12 protein-coding genes are annotated in these 11,684 nt (G+C 64.6%); 5 read left to right on the top strand and 7 right to left on the bottom strand.

Translation table 11 applies throughout. The features are described from left to right. Positions 1–104 precede the first annotated feature (104 nt). Positions 105–929 (bottom strand): alpha/beta fold hydrolase, encoded by an 825-nt coding sequence (locus BVC93_RS08905; protein WP_192860234.1) that lies wholly within the window; start codon positions 927–929, stop codon positions 105–107. Positions 930–978: 49 nt separating this feature from the next. Here BVC93_RS08905 and BVC93_RS08900 point away from each other — a divergent pair, with 49 nt between their 5' ends. Further along, positions 979–3,057 carry a RecQ family ATP-dependent DNA helicase gene (locus BVC93_RS08900; protein ID WP_083736845.1) on the top strand — a complete coding sequence of 693 codons (2,079 nt, stop codon included), beginning with the start codon at positions 979–981 and terminating at the stop codon, positions 3,055–3,057. A gap of 16 nt (positions 3,058–3,073) precedes the next feature. Here the strand turns inward: BVC93_RS08900 and BVC93_RS08895 are convergent, their stop codons facing one another. Next, positions 3,074–3,979, bottom strand: a complete 906-nt coding sequence (locus BVC93_RS08895) for an IclR family transcriptional regulator (protein WP_157516828.1) — start codon at positions 3,977–3,979, stop codon at positions 3,074–3,076. 98 nt (positions 3,980–4,077) lie between these two features. Between BVC93_RS08895 and BVC93_RS08890 the strand changes: the two genes are divergently transcribed. From BVC93_RS08890 to BVC93_RS08880, 3 genes are all read left to right on the top strand, one after another. Continuing rightward, positions 4,078–5,205 carry a hypothetical protein gene (locus BVC93_RS08890; RefSeq protein ID WP_083736844.1) on the top strand — a complete coding sequence of 376 codons (1,128 nt, stop codon included), beginning with the start codon at positions 4,078–4,080 and terminating at the stop codon, positions 5,203–5,205. A 1-nt stretch (position 5,206) separates the two neighbouring features. Then, positions 5,207–5,986, top strand: a complete 780-nt coding sequence (locus tag BVC93_RS08885) for an SDR family oxidoreductase (protein ID WP_083736843.1) — start codon at positions 5,207–5,209, stop codon at positions 5,984–5,986. A 75-nt stretch (positions 5,987–6,061) separates the two neighbouring features. Next, positions 6,062–7,204: a sulfotransferase family protein gene (locus tag BVC93_RS08880; RefSeq protein ID WP_083736842.1), complete on the top strand. Its 1,143-nt coding sequence runs from the start codon at positions 6,062–6,064 to the stop codon at positions 7,202–7,204. A 7-nt stretch (positions 7,205–7,211) separates the two neighbouring features. On the opposite strand, the gene BVC93_RS08875 is transcribed toward BVC93_RS08880, so the two are convergent. After that, positions 7,212–7,850: a sensor domain-containing protein gene (locus BVC93_RS08875; RefSeq protein WP_335583125.1), complete on the bottom strand. Its 639-nt coding sequence runs from the start codon at positions 7,848–7,850 to the stop codon at positions 7,212–7,214. Between the two features lie 164 nt (positions 7,851–8,014). Between BVC93_RS08875 and BVC93_RS08870 the strand changes: the two genes are divergently transcribed. After that, entirely contained in the window at positions 8,015–8,806 is a 792-nt protein-coding gene (locus tag BVC93_RS08870) for a phthiotriol/phenolphthiotriol dimycocerosates methyltransferase (RefSeq protein ID WP_157517195.1), read from the top strand. A 7-nt stretch (positions 8,807–8,813) separates the two neighbouring features. Here BVC93_RS08870 and BVC93_RS08865 read toward each other — a convergent pair whose 3' ends face one another. From BVC93_RS08865 to BVC93_RS08850, 4 genes are all read right to left on the bottom strand, one after another. Further along, a complete protein-coding gene (locus BVC93_RS08865) occupies positions 8,814–9,302 on the bottom strand; it encodes a hypothetical protein (protein WP_083736840.1) in 489 nt (162 codons plus the stop codon). Beyond that, entirely contained in the window at positions 9,299–10,462 is a 1,164-nt protein-coding gene (locus BVC93_RS08860) for a Rieske 2Fe-2S domain-containing protein (RefSeq protein ID WP_083736839.1), read from the bottom strand. The genes BVC93_RS08865 and BVC93_RS08860 overlap by 4 nt, the downstream gene beginning before the upstream one ends. Positions 10,463–10,603: 141 nt before the next feature. Then, complete coding sequence (locus BVC93_RS08855) at positions 10,604–11,230, bottom strand: hypothetical protein (protein ID WP_236950299.1); 627 nt, start codon at positions 11,228–11,230, stop codon at positions 10,604–10,606. A 76-nt stretch (positions 11,231–11,306) separates the two neighbouring features. Then, the gene (locus BVC93_RS08850) at positions 11,307–11,660 is read right to left on the bottom strand and encodes a nuclear transport factor 2 family protein (RefSeq protein ID WP_083740916.1); all 354 of its coding nucleotides are present in this window, start codon (positions 11,658–11,660) and stop codon (positions 11,307–11,309) included. Positions 11,661–11,684: the final 24 nt, after the last annotated feature.

Genomic DNA, 11,684 nt, shown 5'->3' with positions numbered 1-11,684 from the left:
ACGGCAGTCACCTGCTGGCGGGTTTGCCCTTGGATATCCGCCCTGGAGTGACGCCCGTTCACTCAGGTGGCTGGGTTGTGCAGGGACAGCGGGCCCCGACCGGCCTACCCCGTCCGGCGGGCGATCCACCCGGTCAGCAGTTCGTTGAAGCGGGCCGGCTCTTCCCACATCGGGCAATGGCCGCTGTCGTCGAACACATGCAATTCCGCGTCTGCCAACGCGCCGCTCAGCCAGTCCGCCGAGGCCAGCTTGACCACTTTCTCGTCCACACCCCAGACGAGCAGGTGAGGTACCGCCAAGCCCTGCAGAAACCCGCGGTAGTCGCGCAAGGTCTGGTCGGCCAGGATCACGGTGCCGGGATTCGGCCCGATCTTGGTGATCTCGGACAGCAGCAACGCGGCGTCGTCCTCGGGCACCGGGTCCTTGAACATCTCGGTGACGAATCCGGCGAAGAAACCCGAGAAGTCTGACTGCATCGCGTCGACGTACTCGCTGAGTTCATCTGGATCGGCGATGCCGTGTGGCCAGTCGGGTCGGGTGAGATCAGCCGGCCCCTGTGACACAACGGCGAGCCGGCTCAATCGTTCGGTGCCGAACTGAAGCAGATGGTCCCACCAGACGAACGACCCCATGGACCAGCCAACGCCGGTCACGTCGTGCAGGTCGAGCCCCACCATGAGCTCATGAAGATCGCGGGCATACTGCGCAACCGTATTGCCTGTGGGCGAGGTCGGTGAATCGCCGTGCGACCGCAGGTCCACCGCGATCACCCGATGGTCGGCAGCCAGGGCGTCGACGTTGTGCGTGAAGAACGCACTCGTCATGCACACGCCGTGAACCAGGAGCACCACCGGGCCGGCGCCCTTGTCGAGGTAGGTCAATGCGGCACCGTCGGACAGAACGAAGTCATGTTTGGCTGGGTCGATCACCCCCTCACCTAACACCGTCGGTGTCAGAAGCGCAGTGCATGCTGGGGTCATGGCGACCCGAGAAGAAGCGCAAGTCCTGCTGGAACAGCTGGCGGGGTCCGGTGCCACCTTGCGTGACGATCAGTGGACGGCCATCGAGGCGTTGGTGGTCGGAAACAAACAGGCCCTCGTGGTGCAGCGCACCGGGTGGGGCAAGTCGGCGGTGTACTTCATCGCGGCCAAGCTGCTGCGCGCCGCGGGTCGCGGAGCGACAGTCATCGTGTCGCCCCTGCTGGCACTGATGCGCAACCAGGTCGCCGCGGCGGAGCGTGCAGGCGTGCGGGCGGCCACCATCAACTCCAGCAATGTCGCGGACTGGGACGACGTACACCAGCAGGTCAAGGCGGGCGATCTGGACGTCCTGCTGGTCAGTCCAGAACGGTTGAACAACCCGGACTTTCGTGACACCGTACTGCCCGCACTGGCCGCCGACGCCGGTCTGGTCGTCATCGACGAGGCGCACTGCGTGTCGGATTGGGGCCACGATTTCCGCCCTGACTACCGCCGCATCCGCACTCTGATCGGCGAGCTGGGCAGCGACATCCCGGTGCTCGCCACCACGGCCACCGCCAACAACCGGGTGGTCACCGACATCGCCGAGCAACTCGGCGTGGGCGGCCGCGACACCCTGGTGCTGCGTGGAGGTCTGGACCGCCAGTCATTGCGGTTGTCGGTGGTCAAGGCCGGTGGCGGTGCACAACGTGCGGCGTGGATTGCCGCGCAACTGGATGCCCTGCCCGGTTCCGGCATCATCTACACGCTGACTGTGGCCCAGGCCAATGACGTCGCCGCTCTGTTGCGGGAACACGGCCATGCGGTGGCGTCCTACACCGGCGCCACCGAAGCCGCCGAGCGTGAACAACTCGAGGCAGACCTGCTGGCCAACCGGGTGAAGGCTCTGGTGGCCACCTCGGCGTTGGGCATGGGATTCGACAAGCCGGATCTGGGCTTCGTGGTGCATCTCGGCGCGCCGTCGTCGCCCATCGCCTACTACCAGCAGGTTGGCCGCGCGGGCCGTTCCACCGACAGTGCCGAGGTGATCCTGCTTCCTGGCCCAGAGGACCAGGACGTCTGGCGTTACTTCGCCTCCGTGGCATTTCCGTCGGAAGCCATGGTGCGCAACGTTATTCAAGCGCTGGAACCTGGGCGCGCGCAGTCCACGCCGGCGCTGGAGCCCTTGGTTGATCTCGGGCGTACCCGGCTGGAGATGGTGCTGAAGGTGCTCGACGTCGACGGCGCGGTACGTCGGGTGAAGGGCGGCTGGATCAGCACCGGACAGCCGTGGAGCTACGACGAGGAGCGCTACCGAAACCTCGATCAGGCGCGAAAACGAGAACAGCAGGCAATGCTGGACTACCAGGCCACCACCGCCTGCCGGATGTCATTCCTGCGTGGGCAACTCGACGATCCGGAATTGGCTCCGGACGAGCAGTGCGGCCGTTGCGACAACTGCGCCGGGCCCGCCTTCGTGGCTGAGGTCGACGAGAGTGCGGTCGCCCAGACGCGCGACCGGTTGCTGCGGCCCGGGGTGGAGATCACCCCACGCAAGCAGTGGCCTACCGGGCTGGCGAAGATCGGGGTACCGCTGTCGGGGAAGATTGCCGACGGTCCCGAATCCGGCCGGAGTATCGGCCGACTGACCGATCTGGGGTGGGGTGAACGGTTGCGCAGGTTGCTGGACGACGAGGATGCGCCAGCCCCCGAGGTGATCGTGCGGGCGGCGGTGGATGTCCTGGCGGCGTGGCGGTGGGATGTCAGACCGGTGGCGGTGATGGGCCTTGACTCGGACCGCCGTTCGCTGTTGATCGGATCGGTGGTGGACCGACTGGCCGAACTCGGCAGGCTCACCAATCTGGGCATCTTGAGGTATGCCCCGACGCGGCGGCCGGTGACCGCCGCCAACTCCGCCTATCGTGTTGCTGCGCTGCAAGGTTCGTGGGACGTGCCAGATGTCTGCGGAGTCAGTGGCCCAGTGCTGTTGGTCGACGACCTCATCGACAGCGGCTGGACCATGACCATGGCCGCGGTGGACCTGAGGAAGGCGGGCGCATCCGCGGTCTTGCCCTTCGCGCTGGCCAGCGTGAGTTGACACCGATTACAGTGGCTCAGGCGGAGACGCTTCGGCCGCCCAGCTGAGCAGTGAGCGTTGCTGCAGTTGCCATCAATCCCTTGGCATGCCTGGTGATTTCGACATCCGTCAAGGCGCGCCCGATCTGCAGCGACACCACCATCGCCTGACGGCCGTGATGGTCGAAGACGGGTGCGGATATGACGCCGACGTCGTGCCGGTGTCCACGGGGAGCAGTGTTCTCGTCGCGCAGATAGACCCGTTCACCGATATCGGAGATCATCTCGCCCAGCAAAGCCCGCAGTTCGTCGGGCAAGGTCGAGGACATCCCGGCCATCAACGCATAGAGCCGACGCCCGGCGGGGGTGAGCAGTTCGACCAGATGGCCGGAGGCGCGGCACTGTGCGATGACGCGGTCCAGTCGCTCCCCGTCGGTGCGCAAGGGGATGGTGGGCGGGCGGGCGAGCCAGGCCTGCAGTGCAGCGGGGTCCCACAGCACGAACATCAGTCCTACAGGTGGTGCGAATGGATAACTCTGGCCCACTTGGACACCGGGGCGTACGCCCGGCGGTGCCACCATCTCCAGCAGGGTGATGCGGTCATCGACCACCGCGGACAAAGCCGCCGTGGTGTCGAAATCGTGTGAGAGTGCGCGCAAGCACTCACGGGCGGCGGGGTTGACGCGCATGGACTCCTGGGCGCTGTGACCCAACGAGATGAGTGCAGGACCCAAGCGGTAGGTCTTGTCCTGCGCGTCGCGCACCAGATAGCCGACCTCGGTCAAGGTGGTGACGATTCCCAGGCACGTCGGCTTGCTCAGACCGGTCTTACGGCTCAGCTCGGAGAGACCGAACCGCCCTTGTGGATGGCTGGCGAGGAAGTCGAGAACCGTGACCACCCGTCTGGTGGGCGGGGACGAACGGCCCGGCTCGGGAGTTGTCATCACCACCTCCAGCGTTGACTCGAATTAGAACGCGTTCTAATGTTCAGTCGGAAACTCTACCAGTCCGGTTCACTATTGGACCGAGAGGATGTGACCGCATGTATGCGCAGCCGTTGGTCGACGCCATTGCCGAAGCGGAAAAGCTAGTCACCGCAGCCCCGTTCATCGAATCGGAGGCCGATCTCCTGGAAGGCCTGCAGTATCTGGCCGGGTGCATCGCCGCCTGTACCCATGTGGCGTTCGACTACGACCGTGACCATCCGTTCCTGCACAGCGGAACCGGGCCGTTCACCAAGATGGGTCTGGACAACCCCGACACCATGTACTTCGGTACCCGGGTGCATCCCGGCCACCAGTACGTTGTCACCGGCACCAGGGGCACCACCACCGACGTCAGCTTCCAACTTCTCGGCGGCGAATACACCGACGAGGTGGTGCCCGACAGCGAGACCGCCTTCGACGACCGCAAGCTCGATATCGCCTCCGACGGCACCTTCGAGTGGCGCTTCACCCCGGACGCGCCGTCACAGTTGGTGATTCGAGAGGTCTACAACGACTGGTCGGCGCGACGTGGCTCGTTCGCGATCGCCCGCTCCGATACCGCGGGTACCGCACCGCCGCCGCTGACCAGGGAATTGATCGAGAAGCGCTATGCCGTCGCGGGTAAGCAGTTGGTGCAACGGGTCAAGACCTGGCTGCAGTTCCCCAAGTGGTTCTACGACAACCTGCCCGTCAACACGTTGACCGCACCCCGGTTGACGCCTGGCGGACTGGCCACGCAGTACTCGTCGGTGGGGCACTATGATCTTGCGCCCCAGCAGGCCATCGTCATCACTCTGCCCGTCACCGACGCGCCCTACATCGGCTTCCAGCTCGGCAGCCTGTGGTACATCTCGCTGGACTACATCAACCACCAGACATCGCTGAACGGCACACAGGCGCAGGCAGATCCGGACGGCAAGATCCGCATCGTGGTCAGCGACACCAACCCCGGTGTGACCAACTGGTGTGAAACCCTGGGCCACGGAAAGGGGTATCTACAGTTTCGTTGGCAGCGCGTCTCGCGCCAGTTGACCGAGGCCGACGGACCCAGTGCACAGATCGTCGACATCGACAAGATCGGCGAAGTGCTGCCGTACCTGGACGACAACAAGATCTCTGAGCAGGACTGGCGGGAGCGGATCGCGCTGCGCCAGAGGCAGATCGGCGAGAGGATGGTGGGCTGAGATGGCTCTTTTGGACAACAAGGTTGTCGTCATCAGCGGGGTAGGTCCCGCGCTGGGCACCACTCTGGCGCGCCGGTGTGCCGAGAACGGTGCCGACCTGGTATTGGCGGCGCGCACCGTAGAACGCCTCGACGACGTGGCCAAGACGGTCACCGACCTGGGTAGGCGCGCGGTCACCGTGGGCACCGACATCACCGACGACGCCCAGGTGGACAACCTGGTGGCCGAGGCTCTCAAGGCATACGGCAAGGTCGACGTGCTGATCAACAACGCGTTCCGCGTACCGTCCATGAAACCGTTGGCCGACACCACCTTCGAGCACATGCGCGAGGCCATCGAACTCACGGTGTTCGGGGCGCTACGGCTCATCCAGGGGTTCACCCCGGCGCTTGCGGAGGCCAAGGGTTCGGTGGTGAACGTCAATTCCATGGTGGTACGTCACTCCCAGGCCAAGTACGGTGCGTACAAGATGGCCAAATCTGCATTGCTGGCGATGTCGCAGTCGCTGGCCACGGAGCTCGGCAATCAGGGGATCCGGGTGAATTCTATTCTGCCCGGCTACATCTGGGGTGGAACCCTGGAGAGCTACTTCTCCCACCAGGCCGGCAAGTACGGCACCACGGTCGACGAGATCTACAAGGCCACCGCCGCCGCCTCCGACCTCAAGAGGTTGCCCACCGAGGACGAAGTGGCCTCGGCCATTCTGTTCATGGCCAGCGATCTGTCCAGCGGGATCACCGGGCAGGCATTGGACGTCAACTGCGGGGAGTACAAGGCGTGAGTGAGGATCGCAGCGAGGAACGAGCGAGGACCGGAGCGAGCGCGAAAGAGGACCGGGCGTGAGTGAGGACAAGGCGTGACCAGAACCAACGTCGGCACCGTCGATGATCTGCATGCCTCGGCTGTGAAGGCCTGCGGGCTGGATGATTTCGGCTCCGATGACGACAACTACCGCGAGGCGCTGGCGGTGCTGCTGGAGTCCTATCAGCGTGACGCGGACCTGACCGAGCTGGGTAGCAAGATGCAGCGGTTCTTCGCGCGGAACGCCCTGGTGGCCCGGCTGGTGTCGGAGGCCGCGTTCAAGCAGTACCCCGAGCACACCGAGGTGTCGATCGAACGTCCCATCTTCGTGACCGGGCTACCGCGCACCGGGACCACGGTGGTGCACCGGCTGCTGGCAGCTGATCCGCGCCATCAAGGCCTCGAGTTGTGGCTCGCCGAGTTCCCGCAGCCTCGTCCACCGCGCGAAACCTGGTCGCAGAATCCGGTTTTCCAGCAACTGGATGCACAGTTCACCAAGGCGCACGAGGAGAATCCCGACTACACCGGCCTGCACTATATGACTGCCGACGAGGTCGAGGAATGCTGGCAATTGCTGCGGCAGTCACTGCACTCGGTGTCCTACGAGACGCTGGCGCATCTGCCCACCTATTCGCGGTGGTTGGCCGGCCAGGACTGGACCAAGTCGTATCAGAGGCACCGCAAGAACTTGCAACTCATCGGCCTCAATGACCGCGAAAAGCGTTGGGTGCTCAAGAATCCGAGCCATCTCTTCGCCCTCGATGCGTTGTTCGCCACCTATCCTGACGCGCTGGTGGTGCAGTGTCACCGGCCCGCGGAGACCATCATGGCGTCCATGTGCTCGCTGGCCGAGCACACCACCGAAGGCTGGTCCAACACCTTCGTCGGTGATGTCATCGGTGCGGACTCCATGGAGACCTGGAGTCGCGGACTGGAACTGTTCAACGCCGAACGCGCCCGTCGCGACCCGGCCCAGTTCTACGATCTGGACTACTTCGCTCTCATCAAGGACCCGGTCAGCGTCGTCGAGGACATCTACGCCACGTTCGGCATCGAGTTCACCGATGCCGCCAGGACCGCGGTGGCTACCACCCACGAGGAGAGCAAGAAAGGGCCACGCGCACCCAAACACACCTACTCACTGGCCGATTACGGGTTGACCGCCGAGCAGGTCAAGGAGCGGTTCGCAGGTCTTTGACGCGTGCCTACAGGGTGTTGTCGGCCAGCGCCTCGATGCGCTGAAGTGCCTCTTCGGCCAGCGTCAGGACGTCGAATCCGCCGGTGACCGCGCATGTGGTGAGTTCGACGGCGGCGTTGTGCGCGGCGACGAAGGCGTTGTCGCAGGCCCAGTCGGGACTGGAGAACGACCACAGGACTATCTCCGGGGCACCGGAGTCGGGCGCCGAACTGAGCTCGAAGTCATAGGACCGCTGCACCATGCTCGTGACGGCGAAAGGCACTCCCGAGCAGTTGATGATCGTGTCTCGGACCTGGTTCAGCGCGGCCGTGGGATCGAAGTTGGCGCGGTACACACCCACGATCTCTTCGATGTAGACCTCGGGGCTGCCCGGCGCCACCCAGTGGCCACCGGCGTGGGCTGCCGGGTTGTGGTCGAAGACGAACGGTGCGTCGACCTCCTGGGCGAGACCACTGCAGTGCTCCGGTTCGACCGTCACGAAAAGGTTGCCGTCCTGCTGTTCGACGTGCTTGCTCATCAGGTCGGCGACCTGTCCGGCGGCGATGGGAGCCACCGGGATCCCGGGGAGTGCCTGCGGTGGGTCGACGATCCGCGTGCACCCGACAAGCGTCATGCAGAGCACCAGTGCAAGTCGGCCCATTGTCATACCCGCCAGCGTAGGGAGAGTGCGGTGCTGTCGCGAGTGGCCGAGGTGTTGTCTTTCTCAAGTAAATCGTTGTTGGTTGTCGGCTATGCCGCATTGTGAGCGCGGGGTCTGTTTGAATCGACGCCATGGGGAACACCACACAGCGACGCCATACCGACTGGCTGATGTCCTTCGTGGGGATGACGCACCGGCGTTTCGGGAAGCTGATTTCGAGTTACGGCTACCGGATCATGACAAAACGCCTCGGAGACGACGAAGCGCACTTCTTGAACTGGGGGTATGAGGAAGCCCCACCGATGGGAATTCCGCTGGAGCCCGCCGACGAGATCGATAGGTATTCGATCCAGCTCTACCACCGCACCGCCGCCCAGATCGACCTCGCCGGAAAGGACGTTCTCGAGGTCAGCTGTGGCCACGGCGGCGCCGCCTCCTACATCTCGCGCTACCTGAAGACCAACAGCTACACCGGTCTCGATCTGAATCCGGCGGGCATCGAGTACTGCCGTGAGCGCCATCCGTTGCCCGGCCTGAAGTTTGTGCACGGCGACGCAGAGAGGCTGCCGTTTCCCGACGCGTCTTTCGACGCTGTGGTGAATGTCGAAGCGGCTCATCTCTATCCGCATTTCCCGGTCTTCATGGCCGAGGTGGCACGGGTGCTGCGGCCGGGCGGGCACTTCCTCTACGCCGACCTGCGGGGTCGTGATCAGATCGCGCAGTGGGAAGCCGATATGGCGGCGTCACCGTTGCGGGAGGTTTCCCGCGTGGACATCATCCAGGGCGTCCAGCGCGGGCTGGAGAAGAATTCGGCGCGTCACACCGAGTTGATCGCCAAGCATGCGCCCAAGCCGCTGCGGAAGATCTTCCGCGACATCAGCGGTGTCCAGGGCCAGAAACTGCACCAGTCGGTGGAGAAGGGCGAGTTGGTCTACCTGGTGTTCGATTTCGTCAAAGACTGATCAGCGATCATCCGTCGCCGGGGGAAGGTGCGCTGGAGACCTCTTCCAGGCAGCCCTCGGCGACGGCGTGCTTGATGCTGTCCGAGAGCTTGGGGCAGTTGCGGCTCCGGCCGCTGCTGCCGCCTTCGGTCCGCAACTGCTCGAACACCGCGCAGCGTTTGGATGCATCGGAATTCCATTGCACTGCAGTATGTTCGGGTCCCAGTTTCTTGACAGCCACGGTGGCGTGACAGAAGCGGCAGTCCACCGGAGTGAGTCCGGAGTTCAGGTACCGTTCGCGATCCGCGCGGCTGGCCTCCTTGACGGCCGCCGCCCGATCGGGATCCGACGCGAAATCCGGTGCCTTGCGCCAGGACCGGGCACTGTGACCGTTCACCTCGGGAGGGGCCTCGTGCCCGTTCTCCGAGTCACCGTGGCCTTCGCCGAGAAGCTGCAGCATCGAGCGTGCCAGCCGGTCCACGTCCGGCGGGGTGGCTCGCTCGCCGCGCAATGTCATCGCGCCGGCTGCTCCTCGGCTTCGGCCTTCTTGGCCTCCTGCACCCGCAGATTCTCCTGAACTTCGACGGCCCACTTCTCCTGGGCCGCCGTGGTGTCGACCTCGATCTCGAAGCGGTCGGTCATGTCGGCGGTCACGTCGGCGACGTCGACGTAGAACTGCTGATACCACCGGCGCATCTGGTAGACCGCGCCGTCTTCCTCGACCAGCAGCGGGTTGTCGATGCGGGTCTTGTGTTTCCAGATCTCGACGTCCTGCAGGAAACCCTTGCTCACCCCTTCGGTGAACACCCGCGCCAGCTTGTCGGTGGTTTTCTCGTCCAGGCCCTTGGGTTTCTCGACGATGACGCCCCATTGCAGTACGAATGAGTCCTGGGTGACCGGGTAATGGCAGTTGATCAGGATGGACTCGGCCTTGTATCCGCCGTAGTTGTTGTGCAGCCAGTTGATCATGAACGACGGCCCGAAGTACGACGCCTCCGAATCCAGGTGTGCCTCACCGTAAGTGGTGCCCAGGTCGTTGACGTCGGGGCGGCCCACGTTGTGCAGGTACTGGCTGGCGATGTGACCTTCGAACACATTCTTGAAGTACGTCGGCAGCCCGTAGTGGATGTAGAAGAAATGGGCCATGTCGGTGACGTTGTCGATGATCTCGCGGCAGTTGGAACCCTCGATCAGCATCGTGTTCCAGCGCCACTCGGTCCACTCGTCGCTGGCGGCCTCGGGAATGTCGGGAATCCGCACCTCCTCCGGAGGTGGGTTGCCTTCGTGGTCATGCCAGACGAACAGCAGGCCGCCGCGGACATCGGTGGTCCACGCGCGGGTGCGGGCCAGTCGCGGGGTGCGCTTGGCGTACGGCACGAGCTTGCACTTGCCGTCGCCGCCCCAGCGCCAGTCGTGGAACGGGCAGGCCACCTCGTCGCCCTTGATCTCGCCCTGGGCGAGGTTGCCACCCATGTGGCGGCAGTAGCCGTCGAGGATCTTCACCTCTCCCTGGGAGTCGGCGAACACCACCAGCATGGTCCCGAAGATCTCCACACCGTGTGGCTTGCCGTCCAGGTAGTCGCGCACCGGTCCCAGGCAGTGCCAGCCGCGGGCAAAGCGGTCCGGCAGCGCGCCGGTGTCGATCTCGCGTATGCCTGCGGCGGTCTCGGTAGCCATGACATCTCCAGTCGTTATCCACTAGAGCACGAACTCGGCCCTCTCCTCGGGCTCGTGCCTCGCCCGCATCGTCGACCGAGCAGACTAGAACACGTTACAGTTTTTCCTGCCCGACGCGCAATGTAAACGCGTGCGACCTGGCTATTCGGGATCGACGAGACCGGTCCGAAGGGCAATCTGCTGCATCTTGCCGACGGTCGTCACGAACGGGTCGCTGGTGGCGTCGCCGGTGGCGCTCTCGAAACGCAACCGGACCAGCGCACGGTCCTGGGTGTACACCAGAAGCGTGACGTCCTTACTGCCGTCAGGAGCGGTGCCGCGCACCAGAGTGCCGTTGGCGCCAACCGGGAACGGCTGCGGTGTCCCGCCGATGACCACCTTCGACGGATCGGCCAAGACCTGGTGCAGTGCCGCGCTGGCGGCTTGCGCGTCGGGGTAGACCACGATGGTGTCGGTGATGGCCCTGGTGTCCTCGGCGTTGACGAAGAAGGCGCTGGCACCGGGGGAGCCGCCGGCGTCCGGTGTTGACGACCGCTGAACGAAGGTGTCCTCGTGATCGCTGAGGTCCTCGGCCGTCAGCAGCAGCCGGCCGTAGTCGACGGGCGCGGCGACCGCGCTGGTGGTGGTCGGTGTGAACGCGGGCAGCGTCGGCGCCGCCGGTGTCGACGACGTGGTCGACTCGCCGGTGGCCGACTGTTCAGCGGGTGCGCAGCCAACCAGGACGAGAGCGAGGGCAGTGACAGTGGCGGTAGCAAGATGTGAGCGCATACGAAGATCAGCAGGACCATCTGGTGAATGGGATGAGGGACGGGCTACTGCGCCCGCGTCACCGACGGTACACGGATCACACTTTGGTGGCTGTTGCCGCCGCCTTGTCCAACTCCCAATAAGCACGCAGCGCAGTAATCTTGCCGTCGTCGTTCACGCGGTAGGTGAAGACGCCCTCGGCGGTGACGCGGTAGCCCTGGGCGGTGATGACGATGTGGCCGACGTTGGCCTCCTCGTTGCCGCACACGTACGAGTCGCGGAAAAAGAACTCCAGCTCACTCGGCGCGATGGCCATGTCGAAGAAGGCCGAGATGGCCTCCTTCCCGCGGTGCCCTCTGCCCTCGGGGTCGAAGTGCGACGGTCCGATCGGATCTTCGACGATCGCGTCGTCGGCGAACAGCTCCAGCCAGGCTTTTTTGTCCCGGGCCATGGCCGCGGCCCGGGACTTCGCCCC

Origin of the sequence: Mycobacterium sp. MS1601, from assembly GCF_001984215.1 — a bacterium.
Classification (GTDB): Bacteria; Actinomycetota; Actinomycetes; order Mycobacteriales; family Mycobacteriaceae; genus Mycobacterium.
This window is presented reverse-complemented; position numbering and strand designations above follow the sequence as displayed.

Excerpts from the sequence above, each read along its gene's own strand:
- BVC93_RS08900 (WP_083736845.1), top strand. The coding sequence starts at position 979 with ATGGCGACCCGAGAAGAAGCGCAAGTCCTGCTGGAACAGCTGGCGGGG.
- BVC93_RS08895 (WP_157516828.1), bottom strand. The coding sequence starts at position 3,979 with ATGACAACTCCCGAGCCGGGCCGTTCGTCCCCGCCCACCAGACGGGTG.
- BVC93_RS08890 (WP_083736844.1), top strand. The coding sequence starts at position 4,078 with ATGTATGCGCAGCCGTTGGTCGACGCCATTGCCGAAGCGGAAAAGCTA.
- BVC93_RS08885 (WP_083736843.1), top strand. The coding sequence starts at position 5,207 with ATGGCTCTTTTGGACAACAAGGTTGTCGTCATCAGCGGGGTAGGTCCC.
- BVC93_RS08875 (WP_335583125.1), bottom strand. The coding sequence starts at position 7,850 with ATGACAATGGGCCGACTTGCACTGGTGCTCTGCATGACGCTTGTCGGG.
- BVC93_RS08870 (WP_157517195.1), top strand. The coding sequence starts at position 8,015 with ATGTCCTTCGTGGGGATGACGCACCGGCGTTTCGGGAAGCTGATTTCG.
- BVC93_RS08865 (WP_083736840.1), bottom strand. The coding sequence starts at position 9,302 with ATGACATTGCGCGGCGAGCGAGCCACCCCGCCGGACGTGGACCGGCTG.
- BVC93_RS08860 (WP_083736839.1), bottom strand. The coding sequence starts at position 10,462 with ATGGCTACCGAGACCGCCGCAGGCATACGCGAGATCGACACCGGCGCG.
- BVC93_RS08855 (WP_236950299.1), bottom strand. The coding sequence starts at position 11,230 with ATGCGCTCACATCTTGCTACCGCCACTGTCACTGCCCTCGCTCTCGTC.
- BVC93_RS08850 (WP_083740916.1), bottom strand. The coding sequence starts at position 11,660 with ATGGCCCGGGACAAAAAAGCCTGGCTGGAGCTGTTCGCCGACGACGCG.